General features: G+C 65.3%; 16 protein-coding genes and 1 tRNA gene. All 17 read right to left on the bottom strand.

Going from position 1 to position 15,567, the window contains the following annotated elements:
• Positions 1-11 precede the first annotated feature (11 nt).
• Positions 12-1,490 (bottom strand): NADH-quinone oxidoreductase subunit M, encoded by a 1,479-nt coding sequence (locus AC07PU_RS18005; protein ID WP_093339352.1) that lies wholly within the window; start codon positions 1,488-1,490, stop codon positions 12-14.
• Between the two features lie 27 nt (positions 1,491-1,517).
• Complete coding sequence (gene nuoL / locus AC07PU_RS18000; RefSeq protein WP_093339355.1) at positions 1,518-3,557, bottom strand: NADH-quinone oxidoreductase subunit L; 2,040 nt, start codon at positions 3,555-3,557, stop codon at positions 1,518-1,520.
• A gap of 18 nt (positions 3,558-3,575) precedes the next feature.
• On the bottom strand, positions 3,576-3,884 hold the full coding sequence (gene nuoK / locus AC07PU_RS17995; RefSeq protein ID WP_093339357.1) for an NADH-quinone oxidoreductase subunit NuoK: 309 nt from the start codon (positions 3,882-3,884) through the stop codon (positions 3,576-3,578).
• Positions 3,881-4,540: an NADH-quinone oxidoreductase subunit J gene (locus tag AC07PU_RS17990; RefSeq protein ID WP_093339360.1), complete on the bottom strand. Its 660-nt coding sequence runs from the start codon at positions 4,538-4,540 to the stop codon at positions 3,881-3,883. The genes nuoK and AC07PU_RS17990 overlap by 4 nt, the downstream gene beginning before the upstream one ends.
• Positions 4,541-4,574: 34 nt before the next feature.
• Positions 4,575-5,093 carry an NADH-quinone oxidoreductase subunit NuoI gene (nuoI, locus tag AC07PU_RS17985; protein ID WP_208513593.1) on the bottom strand — a complete coding sequence of 173 codons (519 nt, stop codon included), beginning with the start codon at positions 5,091-5,093 and terminating at the stop codon, positions 4,575-4,577.
• A gap of 17 nt (positions 5,094-5,110) precedes the next feature.
• On the bottom strand, positions 5,111-6,187 hold the full coding sequence (gene nuoH / locus AC07PU_RS17980; RefSeq protein WP_208513594.1) for an NADH-quinone oxidoreductase subunit NuoH: 1,077 nt from the start codon (positions 6,185-6,187) through the stop codon (positions 5,111-5,113).
• Positions 6,184-8,361, bottom strand: a complete 2,178-nt coding sequence (nuoG, locus tag AC07PU_RS17975; RefSeq protein WP_495319204.1) for an NADH-quinone oxidoreductase subunit NuoG — start codon at positions 8,359-8,361, stop codon at positions 6,184-6,186. The genes nuoH and nuoG overlap by 4 nt, the downstream gene beginning before the upstream one ends.
• Positions 8,362-8,376: 15 nt before the next feature.
• Positions 8,377-9,717, bottom strand: coding sequence for an NADH-quinone oxidoreductase subunit NuoF (gene nuoF / locus AC07PU_RS17970; RefSeq protein ID WP_203201910.1), 1,341 nt, complete (start codon positions 9,715-9,717; stop codon positions 8,377-8,379).
• Complete coding sequence (locus tag AC07PU_RS17965) at positions 9,717-10,256, bottom strand: NADH-quinone oxidoreductase subunit NuoE family protein (RefSeq protein ID WP_296775874.1); 540 nt, start codon at positions 10,254-10,256, stop codon at positions 9,717-9,719. Before AC07PU_RS17965 ends, nuoF begins: the two co-directional genes overlap by 1 nt.
• 10 nt (positions 10,257-10,266) lie before the next feature.
• Complete coding sequence (locus AC07PU_RS17960; protein WP_093339373.1) at positions 10,267-11,520, bottom strand: NADH-quinone oxidoreductase subunit D; 1,254 nt, start codon at positions 11,518-11,520, stop codon at positions 10,267-10,269.
• A 1-nt stretch (position 11,521) separates the two neighbouring features.
• Positions 11,522-12,133 carry an NADH-quinone oxidoreductase subunit C gene (locus tag AC07PU_RS17955; RefSeq protein WP_093339376.1) on the bottom strand — a complete coding sequence of 204 codons (612 nt, stop codon included), beginning with the start codon at positions 12,131-12,133 and terminating at the stop codon, positions 11,522-11,524.
• A gap of 12 nt (positions 12,134-12,145) precedes the next feature.
• Positions 12,146-12,625 (bottom strand): NuoB/complex I 20 kDa subunit family protein, encoded by a 480-nt coding sequence (locus AC07PU_RS17950; protein ID WP_057592164.1) that lies wholly within the window; start codon positions 12,623-12,625, stop codon positions 12,146-12,148.
• 12 nt (positions 12,626-12,637) lie between these two features.
• Positions 12,638-12,997, bottom strand: a complete 360-nt coding sequence (locus tag AC07PU_RS17945; RefSeq protein WP_012748607.1) for an NADH-quinone oxidoreductase subunit A — start codon at positions 12,995-12,997, stop codon at positions 12,638-12,640.
• A gap of 63 nt (positions 12,998-13,060) precedes the next feature.
• A tRNA-Leu gene (locus tag AC07PU_RS17940) sits at positions 13,061-13,145 on the bottom strand.
• A gap of 117 nt (positions 13,146-13,262) precedes the next feature.
• The gene (gene secG, locus AC07PU_RS17935; protein ID WP_057592163.1) at positions 13,263-13,667 is read right to left on the bottom strand and encodes a preprotein translocase subunit SecG; all 405 of its coding nucleotides are present in this window, start codon (positions 13,665-13,667) and stop codon (positions 13,263-13,265) included.
• 37 nt (positions 13,668-13,704) lie between these two features.
• On the bottom strand, positions 13,705-14,466 hold the full coding sequence (tpiA, locus tag AC07PU_RS17930) for a triose-phosphate isomerase (protein ID WP_495319199.1): 762 nt from the start codon (positions 14,464-14,466) through the stop codon (positions 13,705-13,707).
• A 13-nt stretch (positions 14,467-14,479) separates the two neighbouring features.
• The gene (locus AC07PU_RS17925) at positions 14,480-15,478 is read right to left on the bottom strand and encodes an NAD(P)H-quinone oxidoreductase (protein ID WP_398501045.1); all 999 of its coding nucleotides are present in this window, start codon (positions 15,476-15,478) and stop codon (positions 14,480-14,482) included.
• Between the last annotated feature and the right edge of the window lie 89 nt (positions 15,479-15,567).

Genomic DNA, 15,567 nt, shown 5'->3' with positions numbered 1-15,567 from the left:
TCAGCCAGCCATCAGGAGGGGATCTTCGACACCGCGACATGACGCAGCAGCTGGGTCACGGAGGCGTCCATCACGTCGGTGAAGGGCTTGGGGAACAGGCCCATCCACAGCACCGCGATCGCCAGCAGCGCCAGCATCACGAACTCGCGCGCATTGATGTCGCTGAGTTCCTTCACGTGGTCGTTGCCGACCGGGCCGAGGTAGACGCGCTTGTACATCCACAGCGTGTAGGCGGCGCCGAAGATCAGCGCGGTGGCCGAGGCCAGGCCGATCCAGAAGTTGGCCTTGACCGCGCCCAGGATCACCATCCACTCGCCGACGAAACCGGCGGTGCCCGGCAGGCCGCAGTTGGCCATCGCGAACAGCAGCATGAAGGCGGCGAACTTGGGCATGGTGTTGACCACGCCGCCGTAGTCGGCGATCTGGCGCGAATGCACGCGGTCGTAGAGCACGCCGATGCCGAGGAACATGGCGCCCGACACGAAGCCGTGGGCGATCATCTGCACGATGCCGCCGGACACGCCGAGTTCGTTGAAGATGAAGAAGCCGAGCGTCACGAAGCCCATGTGGGCGACCGACGAATAGGCCACGAGCTTCTTCATGTCCTGCTGCACCATCGCGACCAGGCCGACGTAGATCACGGCGATCAGCGACAGCGCGATCATGAGCCAGGCCCATTCGTGCGCGGCATCGGGCGCGATCGGCATCGAGAAGCGCAGGAAGCCGTAGGCACCGAGCTTCAGCATGATCGCGGCCAGCACGGCGGAACCGCCGGTCGGGGCCTCGACGTGCACGTCGGGCAACCAGGTGTGGACCGGCCACATCGGCACCTTGACCGCGAAGGCCGCGAAGAAGGCGAAGAACAGCAGCGTCTGGGCGTGGCCGCTCAGCGGCAGCTTGTGCCAGGTCAGGATGTCGAAGCTGCCGCCCGAGGTGTTGTACAGGTAGATCAGCGCCACCAGCATCAAGAGCGAGCCGAGCAGCGTGTAGAGGAAGAACTTGAAGGCCGCGTAGATCTTGTTCGGGCCGCCCCAGATGCCGATGATCAGGTACATCGGGATCAGCGTGGCTTCGAAGAAGACGTAGAACAGCAGGCCGTCGATGGCCGAGAACACGCCGATCATCAGGCCCGACAGGATCAGGAACGCGCCCATGTACTGGTTGACGCGCTCGGTGATCACTTCCCAGGCCGAGATCACCACGATGATGGTGATGAAGGCGGTCAGCAGCACGAACCACACCGACAGGCCGTCGACGCCCAGGTTGTAGTTGATGTTGAAGCGCTCGATCCAGGGCGCCTTCTCCACGAATTGCATCGCGGCGCTGCCGTTCTGGAACCGCGAGATCAGCGGCAGCGTGACCAGGAAGCTCACGATCGACCCGACGAGCGCCACCCAGCGCACGCCCTTGGCGTGCTCGTCGCGACCGAACGCCAGCAGCACGGCACCGAATGCGATCGGCACCCAGATGGCAAGGCTCAACAAACCCATTTTTCTTTTACTCCAGCGCTTTGCGGCTTAGCGTTTGAACCAGACGAAGTACGTCATCAGGACGAAGATCCCGAGCAGCATCGCGAAGGCGTAGTGGTAGATGTAGCCCGACTGCAGCCAGCGGACCACGCCAGAGATGCGGCCCACCAGCTTCCACGAGCCATTGACGACCGCGCCGTCGATCAGTGCCTGATCGCCGCCCTTCCACAGGCCCATGCCCAGGGCGCGAGCGCCGCGCGCGATGATGTTCTCGTTGATCCAGTCGAGGTAGTACTTGTTCTCGAGCAGGCGGTACACGGGGCCGAAGGCGCGCTTGATCGCGGCCGGCAGCGCCGGGTTGACCATGTACATGTAGTAGGACAGCGCCACGCCCGCGAGCGCGAGCCAGAACGGCATGGTCTGCAGGCCGTGGATGGCCATCGCGCCGGCACCGTGGAAGGCCTCTTCGAGCTCCTTCATGGCGTGGTGCTTCGTGGCGTCGACGAAGATCGCGTCCTTGAAGAATTCGCCGTAGAGCATCGGGTGGATCGTCAGGTAGCCGATGACCACCGAGGGGATCGCGAGCAGCACCAGTGGCAGCCACACCACCCAGGGCGATTCGTGCGGCTTGTGGTCGTCGTGACCGTGGCCATGGCCGTGGTCGTCGTGCGCGTGATGATCGTCGTGGTGCGCGTCGGGGTTCTGGTCGTAGCGTTCCTTGCCGTGGAAGACCAGGAAGTACATGCGGAACGAATAGAAGGCCGTGACGAACACGCCGATCAACACCGCGTAGTAGGCGAAGTTCGCGCCCCACAGATGGCTTTCCTTCACCGCCTCGATGATGCTGTCCTTCGAGTAGAAGCCCGAGAACAGCGGCGTGCCGATCAGCGCCAGCGAGCCCAGCAGCGAGGTGATCCAGGTGATCGGCATGTACTTGCGCACGCCGCCCATCCAGCGGATGTCCTGGTTGTGGTGCATGCCGATGATCACCGAGCCGGCACCGAGGAACAGCAGCGCCTTGAAGAAGGCGTGGGTCATCAGGTGGAACACCGCGACCGAGTAGGCCGAGGCACCGAGCGCCACCGTCATGTAGCCCAGCTGCGACAGCGTGGAGTACGCCACCACGCGCTTGATGTCGTTCTGGATGATGCCGAGGAAGCCCATGAACAGCGCGGTGATGGCGCCGATCACGAGGATGAAGCTCAGGGCCGTGTCGCTCAGTTCGAACAGCGGCGACATGCGCGCCACCATGAAGATGCCGGCCGTCACCATGGTCGCCGCGTGGATCAGCGCCGAGATCGGGGTCGGGCCTTCCATCGAGTCGGGCAGCCACACGTGCAGCGGGAACTGCGCGCTCTTGCCCATCGCGCCGATGAACAGGCAGATGCAGATCACGGTGATCAGCATCCAGTCGGTGCCCGGGAAGGTGATGCCGCCGAGCGTGCCGGCCTTGGCGAAGGCTTCGGTGTAGTTGAGCGTGCCGGCGTAGGCCGCGATCAGGCCGATGCCGAGGATGAAGCCGAAGTCGCCCACGCGGTTGACCAGGAAGGCCTTCATGTTGGCGAAGATCGCGGTCGGCTTGTTGAACCAGAAGCCGATCAGCAGGTACGACACCAGGCCCACCGCTTCCCAGCCGAAGAACAGCTGCAGCATGTTGTTGCTCATGACGAGCATCAGCATGGAGAAGGTGAACAGCGAGATGTACGAGAAGAAGCGGTTGTAGCCCTCGTCCTCTTCCATGTAGCCGATGGTGTAGATGTGGACCATCAGCGACACGAAGGTCACGACGCACATCATCATCGCGGTGAGGCCGTCGACCATGAAGCCGACTTCCATCTTGAGGCCGCCGACGACCATCCATTCGTAGAGGGTCTGGTTGAAGCGGGCGCCGTCGACGATGACCGACTTGAGCGTCAGTGCCGAGATGACGAAGGCCACGAACACGCCGAGGATGGTCAGCGAGTGCGTGATCTTGCGGCCGATGTGGTTGCCGCCGAACTTGGTGCCGAAGATGCCGGCCAGGACCGCCCCGACCAGGGGGGCCATCGGAACGGCCAGCAGCGTGGATGCAGAAAGGGTTGCGCTCATTCTGGTGTCAGCCTTGGATCAGCCCTTGAGCGAGTTGAGTTCGTCGACGTTGATGCTCGACTTGTTGCGGAACAGCAGCACCAGCAGCGCGAGGCCGATGGCCGACTCGGCCGCGGCCACCGTCAGGATGAAGAACACGAAGATCTGTCCGTGCATGTCGCCCAGGAAGTGCGAGAAGGCGACGAAGTTCATGTTGACCGCGAGCAGCATCAGCTCGATGGCCATCAGCAGCACGATCAGGTTCTTGCGGTTCAGGAAGATGCCGATCACCGACAGCGCGAACAGCATCGCGCCCAGCGAGAGGAAGTGTCCGAGGGTGAGCGTCATGCCTTGTTCTCCTTTGCTGCCGTCGCGGCCGCTTCGGCCGGGGCTTCCACCACGGGCTCCGCCGCGCGGGTGACCGGCATCTGCACCACGCGCACGCGGTCGCGCGCCTTCACGCGCACCTGGTCGGCCGGGTCGACGTACTTGCTGTCCTTGCGGGTGCGCAGGGTCAGGGCGATGGCGGCGATGATGGCCACCAGCAGGATGACGGCCGCGATTTCCAGCGGATAGAGGTATTCGGAATACAGCAGCTTGCCCAGCTCGAGCGTGTTGGAGCTGTTGGCCGCCGCCACCGCGCGCGGTGCCTCGCCGAGGCGGAAGCCGCCCATCAGCACCGCCGCCATTTCGAGCGCGATGAGCGCGCCGACGGCCGCGGCCAGAGGGAAGTGCTTCCAGAAGCCCTGCCGCAGGCTGTCGACGTTGATGTCGAGCATCATCACGACGAACAGGAACAGCACCATCACCGCGCCCACGTAGACCAGCACGAGCGAGATCGCGAGGAACTCGGCGCGCAGCAGCAGCCAGATGGCCGAAGCCTGGAAGAAGGCCAGCACGAGGTACAGCGCCGCGTACACGGGGTTGCGGGCGGTGATGACGCGGAACGATGCGAACAGCAGCACCGCGGCAAACAGATAGAACAGACCGGTCTTGACGTCCATGAGTTCGAATTCGTAGGGTTCAGGCCAGGCCGGGTCAGCGGTACTTGGCGTCAGCCGCCTTGTTCGCCGCGATTTCTTTTTCGTAACGGTCGCCCACGGCCAGCAGCATGTCCTTGGTGAAGTACAGGTCGCCGCGCTTTTCGCCGTGGTATTCGAAGATGTGGGTTTCCACGATCGAGTCGACCGGGCAGCTCTCTTCGCAGAAGCCGCAGAAGATGCACTTCGTCAGGTCGATGTCGTAGCGCGTGGTGCGGCGCGAGCCGTCGTCGCGCACATCGGATTCGATGGTGATCGCGAGCGCCGGGCACACGGCCTCGCAGAGCTTGCAGGCGATGCAGCGTTCCTCGCCGTTCTCGTAGCGGCGCAGCGCATGCAGGCCGCGGAAGCGCGGCGACAGCGGCGTCTTCTCTTCGGGGAACTGCACCGTGATCTTGCGGCTGAAGGCGTACTTGCCCGTGATGGCCAGGCCCTTGAACAGCTCGAACAGCATGAAGCTGCCGAGGAAGTCCTTGAGCGAGAACGGCGCGGACGGGGTTGCGGTGTGCGCAGACATGGTGTTGGCGCTTCCAGTTATTTCCAGATGTTGAACGGCGTCTGCATCCAGCCACCGACCACGACCAGCCACACGAGGGTGACGGGAATGAAGATCTTCCAGCCCAGACGCATGATCTGGTCATAGCGGAAGCGCGGGAACGTCGAGCGCACCCACAGGAACATGGTGACCACGCAGAAGGTCTTCGCGCCGAGCCAGATCCAGCCCGGGATGAAGCTCAGGAACTCGAACGGGGGCAGCCAGCCGCCGAGGAACAGCACGACGGTCAGGATCGAGACCAGCCACATGTTCGCGTATTCGGCCAGGAAGAACATCGCGAAGCTCATGCCCGAGTACTCGATCATGTGGCCCGCGACGATTTCCGATTCGCCTTCCACCACGTCGAAGGGGTGGCGGTTGGTCTCGGCCAGGCCCGAGATGAAGTAGACGACGAAGATCGGCAGCAGCGGCAGCCAGTTCCACGACAGGAAGCCGACGCCGAGGTTGGCGAACATGCCCTTGCCCTGCACGTTCACGATCTCGCTCATGTTCAGGCTGCCGGTGACCATCAGCACCACGACGAAGCAGAAGCCCATCGCGATTTCGTAGCTCACCATCTGGGCCGAGGCGCGCAGCGCGCCCAGGAAGGCGTACTTCGAGTTCGAGGCCCAGCCCGCGATGATCACGCCGTAGACCTCGAGCGAGGTGATGGCCATCACGAACAGCAGGCCGGCGTTGATGTTGGCAAGCGCGACGTCGGGACCGAAGGGAATCACGGCCCAGGCGGCGAGCGCCGGCATGATGGTCATGATCGGGCCGAGCAGAAACAGGCCCTTGTTGGCGACCGTCGGAACGATGATTTCCTTGGTCATCAGCTTGAGCGCGTCGGCGATCGGCTGCAGCAGGCCCAGCGGCCCGATGCGGTTCGGGCCCACGCGGATCTGCGTGAAGCCGATGGCCTTGCGTTCCCACAGCGTGAGGTAGGCCACCGCCAGCATCAGCGGGATGACCACGACGATGATCTTGATCAGCGTCCAGATGACGGGCCAGACCACGCCGGTCCACCAGCCGGCGGCGACGAGACCCTGGCCGAAGCCGTGAATGGCGTCGATCATGCCGACACCTCCTCGGCCTGCACGCTGGCGGGCGCGGCACCGATGCCGTGGCCCGCGTTGCGTGCGTCGGCGGTCAGTTGCAGCGACGGCGCGCGGCGCACGATCGAATCGAGCTGGTAGATGCTCGCGACCACGGGCGCGGGCGCACCGTTGGCGGCCACGGCGGCAGCGCTTGTGGCGTTGCGCAGCGCATCGGCCGGCAGCGCGCCGTTGTCGCCCACCGTGCGCAGCACGTCGGCGGTGGACTCGAACGAGAAGCCTTGCAGGCCCAGCAGGTTGGCGAGCACGCGCAGCACCTTCCAGGCCGGACGGGCTTCGCCCTGCGGCTTCACCACGGCGTGGAAGCTCTGCAGGCGGCCTTCGGCATTGACGAAGCTGCCGGGCGTTTCGGTGAACGGCGCGATCGGCAGCAGCACGTCGCTGAATTCGAGGTTGGCCTTGAACGGGCTCAGCGTGACCACCATCTGCGCATTGCCGATGGTGTCGGCCGCGGCGGCGCCGGCGGCCGAGTCGAACACCGGCTCGGTGTTCAGCAGCAGCACGGCCTTGAGGCCGGAGCCGGCGGCGAGCATCTGGCCGGCGTGGAGGCCGCCGTTCTTCGGGAACGCGCCCACGAGTTGCGCGCCCACGGTGTTGGCGGCTTCGGTCAGGTAGCCGACGCTGGCGCCGGTCTGCGCGCCGATCCAGTTGGCCAGCGCGAGCAGGCTGCCGGCCTGCGCATGGTGCGCGGCGGCGTTGCCCAGCAGGATGGCCTTGCGCTCGCCGCTCAGCAGCGACGCGGCGATGGCCTGCGCGGTGGCGTCGGGCTCGTTGGCGGGTGCCAGCGGCGCGGCGGCGCCGGTGGACTGGCCCACCACGGTCGCGATCGCGGCCAGCACTTCGATCCATTGACCGGCATCGACGATGGCGGCCTGCGCGGGCTGGATGGCCCAGGCTTCGGCGTCGGCCATCAGCTTCTTCGAGGTCAGCACGCTGAGCGCGGCGCCCTTGCGCACGGCCTGGCGGATGCGCTGCGCGAACAGCGGATGGTCCTTGCGCAGGTTCGAACCGACGACGAAGGCGCGCTGCAGCTGCGTCAGCGAGGCGATCGAGGTGCCGAGCCAGCGGATGCCTTCGAAGGCCGTGAATTCGGCGTTGCGCAGGCGGTAGTCAATGTTGTCGCTGCCGAGCTCACGCGTGAGCAGTGCGGCGAGCTGCAGCTCCTCGAGCGTGCTGTGCGGGCTGACCAGCGTGCCGATGCTCTGCGCGCCATGGTCGGCCTTGATCTGCTTGAGGCCGTTGGCCACGTACTCGAGCGCGGTCTGCCAGTCGACCTGCTGCCATTGGCCGCCCTGCTTGAGCATGGGCTGCGTCAGGCGCTCGGTCCCGTTGAGCGCTTCGTACGAGAAGCGGTCGCGGTCGGCGATCCAGCATTCGTTGACGTCTTCGTTCTCGAGCGGCACCACGCGCATCACGCGGTTGTTCTTGACCTGGACGATCAGGTTGGCACCGGTGGAGTCGTGCGGGCTCACCGACTTGCGGCGCGACAGTTCCCAGGTGCGGGCGCTGTAGCGGAACGGCTTGCTCGTGAGCGCGCCGACCGGGCAGATGTCGATCATGTTGCCCGAGAGCTCGGAGTCGACCGAGTCGCCGAGGAAGGTCTCGATCTCGGAGTGCTCGCCGCGGTGCGACATGCCGAGCTCCATCACGCCGGCCACTTCCTGGCCGAAGCGGACGCAGCGCGTGCAGTGGATGCAGCGGCTCATCTCTTCCATGCTGATCAGCGGGCCCACGTCCTTGTGGAACACGACGCGCTTTTCTTCCTCGTAGCGCGAGGAGGAACCGCCGTAGCCCACGGCCAGGTCCTGCAGCTGGCACTCGCCGCCCTGGTCGCAGATCGGGCAGTCCAGCGGGTGGTTGATCAGCAGGAACTCCATGACCGACTGCTGGGCCTTGATCGCCTTCTCGCTCTTGGTGCGAACGATCATGCCCTGCGTGACGGGCGTGGCGCAGGCCGGCATCGGCTTGGGCGCCTTTTCGACGTCGACCAGGCACATGCGGCAGTTGGCCGCGATGCTGAGCTTCTTGTGATAGCAGAAGTGCGGGATGTAGGTGCCGGCCTTGTCGGCAGCATGCATGACCATGCTGCCTTCGGCCACTTCGACCTTCTTGCCGTCGAGTTCGATTTCAACCATATGTCTTTCTCGCGCTCAGGCCTGGACCGTTGCCTTCGGGACGTAGCCCGGGATCAAGGCTTCGAACTCGTGGCGGAAGTGCTTGATCATGGCGCGCACCGGCATGGCCGCCGCGTCGCCGAGGGCGCAGATGGTGCGGCCCATGATGTCGCCGGCGACGGAGTCCAGCAACTGCAGGTCGCTGGGCTTGCCCTGGCCGTTGTGGATGCGGTCGACCACGCGGTAGAGCCAGCCCGTGCCTTCGCGGCACGGCGTGCACTGGCCGCAGGATTCGTGCATGTAGAAGTACGAGAGGCGCTTGAGCGACTCGACCATCGAGCGGCTGTCGTCCATCACGATCACCGCGCCCGAACCCAGCATGGAGCCGGCCTTCGAGATGGAGTCGTAGTCCATCGTGCACTGCATCATGATGTCGGCCGGCAGCACCGGTGCCGACGAGCCGCCGGGGATCACGGCCTTGAGCGTGCGGCCCTTGCGCACGCCGCCGGCCAGTTCGAGCAGCTTGGAGAACGGCGTGCCCATCGGCACTTCGTAGTTGCCCGGCAGTTCGACGTCGCCGCTGACCGAGTAGATCTTGGTGCCGCCGTTGTTCGGCTTGCCGCACTCGAGGTAGGCCGGGCCGCCGTTGCGGATGATCCAGGGCACCGCCGCGAAGGTCTCGGTGTTGTTGATGGTGGTCGGCTTGCCGTACAGGCCGAAGCTGGCCGGGAACGGCGGCTTGAAGCGCGGCTGGCCCTTCTTGCCCTCGAGCGATTCGAGCAGCGCGGTTTCCTCGCCGCAGATGTAGGCGCCGAAGCCGTGGGCGGCGTGCAACTGGAAGTTGTACGTGCTGCCCATGATCTTGTCGCCGAGATAACCGGCGGCGCGCGCCTCCTCGAGGGCTTCCTCGAAGCGGTCGTAGCTCTGGAAGATCTCGCCGTGGATGTAGTTGTAGCCCACGCTGATGCCCATCGCGTAAGCGGCGATGGCCATGCCTTCGATCACGATGTGCGGGTTGAACTGCAGGATGTCGCGGTCCTTGCAGGTACCCGGCTCGCCTTCGTCCGAATTGCAGACCAGGTACTTCTGGCCCGGGAACTGGCGCGGCATGAAGCTCCACTTCAGGCCGGTCGGGAAACCGGCGCCGCCACGGCCGCGCAGGCCCGAGGCCTTGACTTCGGCGATCACCTGGTCGGGCGTCAGGCCCTCGGTGAGGATCTTGCGCAGCGCCTGGTAGCCGCCGCGCGCCTCGTAGTCGGCGAGGTGCCAGTTGGTGCCGTCGAGGCCGGCATAGATCTGCGCGCCGATGTGGCGGTCATGGAAGCAGGTCTGCACGCCGGTGGCGCGGAACTGCGAAAGAACCTGATCGGGCGTCATCACGAAGCCTCCCCGGAGGTTGCACTGCGCAGGCCATCGACGAGCTGATCGAGCTTGTCGTTGCTCATGAAGCTGCACATCGTGCGGTCGTTGACCAGCATCACCGGCGAATCGGCGCAGGCGCCCAGGCATTCGCTCTGCTGCAGCGTGAACAGGCCGTCGGCCGTGGTCTCGCCCATCTTGATGCCGAGCTTCTTCTCGAGATGCACGAGGGCGGTGACGCCATCGCGCAGCTGGCACGGCAGATTGGTGCAGACGTTGAGCTTGTACTTGCCCACCGGATGCTGGTTGTACATGTTGTAGAAGGTCGTGACCTCGTGCACCGCGATCGGCGCCATGCCGAGGTACTCGGCAATCTCGCGCTCGCGCTGGGTGCTCACGAAGCCCTCGTCCTGCTGCACGATCGCCAGGCAGGCCATCACGGCCGACTGCTTGCCGGCCTCGGGGTACTTGGCCACCTCGCGCGCGAAGCGTTCGAGGGTCGCAGGCTTCAGCGGCGCCGAAGGCGCCGCGTGAGTGTCATGGGTAGAGGAAGTCATTCGCTCTTTCTCACCTGTCGATTTCGCCGAACACGATGTCCATCGTGCCGATCACCGCGACAGCGTCGGCGATCATGTGACCGCGCGACATTTCGTCGAGGGCGGCGAGGTGCGGGAAGCCAGGGGCGCGGATCTTCAGGCGGTACGGCTTGTTGGCGCCGTCGCTCACGAGATAGATGCCGAACTCGCCCTTCGGATGCTCGACGGCGGCATAGGCCTCGCCTTCGGGCACGTGGAAGCCTTCGGTGAAGAGCTTGAAATGGTGGATCAGCTCCTCCATGTTCGCCTTCATCGATTCGCGCGCGGGCGCGGCGACCTTGTGGTTGTCGGTGATCACCGGGCCGGGGTTGGCGCGCAGCCAGGCCGAGCACTGCTGGATGATCTTGTTGGCCTGGCGCATCTCCTCGACGCGCACCAGGTAGCGGTCGTAGCAGTCGCCCGTCTTGCCGAGCGGAATGTCGAACTGCATCCGGTCGTAGACGTCGTAGGGCTGCTTCTTGCGCAGGTCCCATTCGACGCCCGAGCCACGCAGCATCGGGCCGGTGAAGCCGAGGTTCAGCGCACGCTCCGGCGTGACCACGCCGATGCCCACGGTGCGCTGCTTCCAGATGCGGTTGTCGGTGAGCAGCGTCTCGTACTCGTCGACCATCTTCGGGAAGCGCTTGCAGAAATCGTCGACGAAGTCGAGCAGCGAGCCCTGGCGGTTCTCGTTGAGCTTCTCGATCGCCTTCGCGTTCTTGATCTTGCTGACCTTGTACTGCGGCATCACGTCCGGCAGATCGCGGTACACGCCGCCCGGACGGAAGTAGGCCGCGTGCATGCGCGCGCCCGACACCGCCTCGTACATGTCGAACAGGTCTTCGCGTTCGCGGAAGCAGTAGATGAGCATGTTCATCGCACCGCAATCGAGGCCGTGCGCGCCGAGCCACAGCAGGTGGTTCAGCAGCCGGGTGATCTCGGCGAACATGACGCGGATGTACTGCGCGCGGATCGGCACCTCGAGGCCCATCATCTTCTCGATGGCGAGGCAGTAGGCGTGCTCGTTGGACATCATCGACACGTAGTCGAGACGGTCCATGTAGGGCAGCGACTGGATGAAGGTGCGCGATTCGGCGAGCTTTTCGGTCGCGCGGTGCAGCAGGCCGATGTGCGGATCGGCGCGCTGGATCACTTCGCCGTCGAGCTCGAGCACCAGGCGCAGCACGCCGTGCGCGGCCGGATGCTGGGGACCGAAGTTGAGGGTGTAGTTCTTGATTTCGGCCATGTCAGTGGAGTCCGCCGCCGTAGTTGTCTTCGCGGATCACGCGCGGCGTGATCTCGCGCGGCTCGATCGATACCGGCTGGTAGACCACGCGCTTCTGTTCTTCGTCGTAGCGCATCTCGACGTGACCCGACACCGGGAAGTCCTTGCGGAACGGATGGCCAATGAAGCCGTAGTCGGTCAGGATGCGGCGCAGGTCGTCGTGACCCTCGAACACGATGCCGTAGAGGTCGAAGGCTTCGCGCTCGAACCAGGTTGCCGCGTTCCACACGGGCTGCAGCGAATCCACCACCGGCAGGTCCTCGCTGGGCGCGAACACCCGCAGGCGCACGCGCTGGTTGAGGCTCACCGACAGCAGGTGCGAGACGACGCCGTAGCGTTCGCCTTCCCACTCGCCTTCGCGGTAGTCGGAATAGTCCATGCCGCAGAGGTCGATCAGCTGCTCGAAGCGGCAACCCGGCGCATCGCGCAGCAGCAGCGCCGCGTCGATGTAGTTCGCGGCACTCACCACCACGGTCACCTCGCCGAGCGCGACGGTCACGCTCCTGGCCTTGTCGCCCAGGGTCTGCACCAGAGTCGCCTGCAGCGCCTCCGGAGAAATTGCAAAGTCGGTCATCTCGGCAATTCCTCAGGCACGCGCAATGGTGTTGGTGCGGCGGATCTTCTGCTGCAGCTGGATGATCCCGTAGAGCAGCGCTTCAGCGGTGGGCGGGCAGCCCGGCACGTAGACGTCGACCGGAACGATCCGGTCGCAGCCGCGCACCACCGAATAGCTGTAGTGGTAGTAGCCGCCGCCGTTGGCGCACGAACCCATCGAGAGCACCCAGCGAGGCTCGGGCATCTGGTCGTAGACCTTGCGCAGCGCCGGCGCCATCTTGTTGCACAGCGTGCCGGCCACGATCATCAGATCGGACTGACGCGGGCTCGGGCGGAACAGCATGCCGAAACGGTCGATGTCGTAGCGGGCTGCGCCGGCGTGCATCATTTCGACCGCACAGCAGGCCAGACCGAACGTCATCGGCCACAGAGATCCGGTCTTCGCCCAGTTCACCACCGAGTCGTAGGTGGTCGTGACGAAGCCTTCCTTGAGAACGCCTTCAATGGCCATCGTGTAGCTTCCTTATTCCCAGTCGAGCGCGCCTTTTTTCCACTCGTAGGCGAAGCCCACGACGAGGATGGCGAGAAAGATCATCATGGCCCAGAAGCCGACAGCACCGATCTCCTTGAGCGCAATGGCCCATGGGAAGAGAAAGGCAATCTCCAGATCGAACAGGATGAAGAGAATGGCAACCAGGTAATAGCGCACGTCGAACTTCATGCGCGCATCCTCGAAGGCCTCGAAGCCGCACTCGTAAGGTGCGTTCTTGGCTGCGTCAGGCCGATTGGGGCCGAGGATGTATCCGATGACCTGTGGAGCGACGCCTACGCCGACCCCGACCAGAATGAACAAAAGGACGGGAAGGTAGGAATCGAGGTTCATCGGGAGCTTTCACCGCTTGCCACCGACAGAAGCACCTTCATGAGGCGTCCTGTCGGTGAGATTTGGTGCGGTCGGCGAGACTCGAACTCGCACAGCTTTCGCCACTACCCCCTCAAGATAGCGTGTCTACCAATTTCACCACGACCGCGGTTTTTTCTGTTCGGATGGCATGAGGTTCCTACGAAGAGGTTTGGCTTTCCGAACAGCTTTAGAGTTTACCCTGAAATGAAGCCATTTCTTACGGGTCACTCTGAAAACATCAGAGTTACTTGCTGGGAATCTGTCCCGCACCAGCCGCGGGCGCGCTCGCGGGTGCCGCAGCAGGTGCCGCGCCCGACTGGCCCGAAGGAATCTGGCCTGCCGCGCCCGAAGCCGGCGTGGCCGGCACGCCGATGGCTGCGCGCTCCAGCAGGCTGCCGCCGCCCGTGGGGCGTGCATGGCTGAAGTAGGCCAGCAGCAGCGTGCAGGCGAAGAACACCGCGGCCAGCACGGCCGTGGTGCGCGAGAGGAAGTTCGCGCTGCCGCTGGCGCCGAACAGGCTGCCGGCGCTGCCGCTGCCGAAGGCCGCGCCCATGTCGGCGCCCTTGCCGTGCTGGATCAGGATCAGCCCGATCATCACCAGCGCCGACAGCATCTGCACGCCGACCAGAAGGTTGAGGACCACGTTCATTCGTTCTTACTCCTAATTGATGCCTGCCCTGCCCGCTTCAGCGGGCGGCGGCGGAAATGATCTGCAAAAAGTCGGGGGCCTTCAGGGAAGCGCCGCCGATCAGGCCGCCGTCGATGTCGGCTTGCGCCAACAGTTCGGCCGCGTTGGCGGCATTCATGCTGCCGCCGTAGAGGATCTTGATGCCGGCCGCGTGCTCGCTCGCGGCATGGTGCAGTTGCGCACGCAGCACCGCGTGCACCGCCTGCGCCTGCTCGGGCGTGGCGGTCTTGCCGGTGCCGATGGCCCACACGGGTTCGTAGGCGACCACGATCTCGCTGATGCAGTGGCCGTTCACGTGGATGACGGCCGCCAGCTGGCGCTTCACCACTTCCTCGGTCTGGCCCGCCTCGCGCTGCGCCAGCGTCTCGCCGACGCAGACGATCGGCGTGATGCCGTTGGCCAGCGCGGCCGCAGCCTTCGCGGCCACGGCGTCGTCGGTCTCGCCGTGGTACTGGCGGCGCTCCGAATGGCCGACGATGGCATAGCGCACACCGAAGTCCTTCAGCATCGCCGCCGACTGCTCGCCCGTGAAGGCGCCCTGCGCCTGCGCGGAAATGTCCTGCGCGCCCAGCGCCATCGGCGAACCCGCCAGCAGCGACTGCAGTTGCGCGAAATACGGCGCGGGCGCGCACAGCGCGATGTCGCACGCGGGCGCATTCGCCGCGAGCCCCTGCCGCAGCGCCGTCACCAGCGCCTCGTTGGCAGCCAGGCTGCCATTCATCTTCCAGTTCCCTGCGATCAGTTTCTTGTGGGTCGTCATCGTGCTCGTCTCGTCACCAGGTCAGCACGATCTTGCCGATGTGCTGATTCGATTCCATCAACGCATGCGCCTGCGCCGCACCGCTGGGCTCGCCGGCCGCCGCGAAGGTGCTGTGGATCACCGGCTTGACCGCGCCGCTCTCGAGCAGCGGCCACACCTTCTCGCGCAGCGCCTTGGCGATCGCACCCTTGAATGCCACCGGCCGCGGACGCAGCGTCGACCCCGTGATCGTGAGCCGCTTGCGCAGCACCAGACCCGCGTTGATCTGGCTCTTGACGCCGCCCTGCACCGCGATGATCACCAGCCGGCCGTCCTCGGCCAGGCATTCGACCTCGCGCGCCACGTAGTCGCCCGCGACCATGTCGAGGATGACGTCCACGCCCTTGCCGCCCGTCAGCGACTTCGCCACTTCGACGAAATCGGCCGTGCGGTAGTTGATCGCGTGGTCGGCGCCGAGTTTCAGGCAGGCCTCGCACTTGTCGTCGCTGCCGGCCGTGACGATCACGGTCGCGCCCAGCGCCTTGGCGATCTGGATCGCCGTGACGCCGATGCCGCTCGAGCCGCCCTGGATCAGCAGGGTTTCGCCCTTTTGCAGGCGGCCGCGCTCGAACACGTTGCTCCAGACGGTGAAGAAGGTCTCGGGCAGCGAAGCCGCCTCGACGTCGCTCCAGCCCTTGGGCACCGGCAAGCACTGCGCCACGGGCGCCACGCACAGCTGGGCATAGCCGCCGCCGGCGATCAGCGCGCAGACGCGGTCGCCGATCGCGAAGCCCGCCTCGGCCAATGCCGCGGCATCGCCCGACACGATCTCGCCGGCCACTTCGAGGCCCGGCAGGTCGGAAGCGCCGGGCGGCACCGGATAGTGGCCCATGCGCTGCAGCACGTCGGGGCGGTTGACACCGCTGGCCGACACGCGGATCAGCAACTCGCCCGCGCCGGCGACCGGATCGGGACGATCCGTGACGCGCAGCACCTCGGGGGCGCCGTACGAAGCGATTTCAATGGCTTTCATGGTCTCCTGGCCTCCAGCCGCCCGTGCGACGGGCGCATTCAGCAATCGGAAAGGCAAAGGCGGCGCGCGGCGCATGCCGCGGCCGCCAT

Source organism: Variovorax sp. GW821-FHT10D07 (assembly GCF_059415325.1).
Note: the sequence above shows the minus strand (reverse complement) of the source record. Positions and strands in the feature narration are given on the sequence as shown.

Excerpts from the sequence above, each read along its gene's own strand:
- AC07PU_RS17925 (WP_398501045.1), bottom strand. The coding sequence starts at position 15,478 with ATGAAAGCCATTGAAATCGCTTCGTACGGCGCCCCCGAGGTGCTGCGC.
- nuoI (WP_208513593.1), bottom strand. The coding sequence starts at position 5,093 with ATGTCTGCGCACACCGCAACCCCGTCCGCGCCGTTCTCGCTCAAGGAC.
- tpiA (WP_495319199.1), bottom strand. The coding sequence starts at position 14,466 with ATGACGACCCACAAGAAACTGATCGCAGGGAACTGGAAGATGAATGGC.
- AC07PU_RS18005 (WP_093339352.1), bottom strand. The coding sequence starts at position 1,490 with ATGGGTTTGTTGAGCCTTGCCATCTGGGTGCCGATCGCATTCGGTGCC.
- nuoH (WP_208513594.1), bottom strand. The coding sequence starts at position 6,187 with ATGATCGACGCCATTCACGGCTTCGGCCAGGGTCTCGTCGCCGCCGGC.
- AC07PU_RS17950 (WP_057592164.1), bottom strand. The coding sequence starts at position 12,625 with ATGGCCATTGAAGGCGTTCTCAAGGAAGGCTTCGTCACGACCACCTAC.
- AC07PU_RS17955 (WP_093339376.1), bottom strand. The coding sequence starts at position 12,133 with ATGACCGACTTTGCAATTTCTCCGGAGGCGCTGCAGGCGACTCTGGTG.
- AC07PU_RS17965 (WP_296775874.1), bottom strand. The coding sequence starts at position 10,256 with ATGACTTCCTCTACCCATGACACTCACGCGGCGCCTTCGGCGCCGCTG.
- AC07PU_RS17960 (WP_093339373.1), bottom strand. The coding sequence starts at position 11,520 with ATGGCCGAAATCAAGAACTACACCCTCAACTTCGGTCCCCAGCATCCG.
- AC07PU_RS17990 (WP_093339360.1), bottom strand. The coding sequence starts at position 4,540 with ATGGACGTCAAGACCGGTCTGTTCTATCTGTTTGCCGCGGTGCTGCTG.
- nuoK (WP_093339357.1), bottom strand. The coding sequence starts at position 3,884 with ATGACGCTCACCCTCGGACACTTCCTCTCGCTGGGCGCGATGCTGTTC.
- secG (WP_057592163.1), bottom strand. The coding sequence starts at position 13,667 with ATGAACGTGGTCCTCAACCTTCTGGTCGGCGTGCAGATGCTGTCGGCG.
- nuoG (WP_495319204.1), bottom strand. The coding sequence starts at position 8,361 with ATGGTTGAAATCGAACTCGACGGCAAGAAGGTCGAAGTGGCCGAAGGC.
- nuoF (WP_203201910.1), bottom strand. The coding sequence starts at position 9,717 with ATGACGCCCGATCAGGTTCTTTCGCAGTTCCGCGCCACCGGCGTGCAG.
- AC07PU_RS17945 (WP_012748607.1), bottom strand. The coding sequence starts at position 12,997 with ATGAACCTCGATTCCTACCTTCCCGTCCTTTTGTTCATTCTGGTCGGG.
- nuoL (WP_093339355.1), bottom strand. The coding sequence starts at position 3,557 with ATGAGCGCAACCCTTTCTGCATCCACGCTGCTGGCCGTTCCGATGGCC.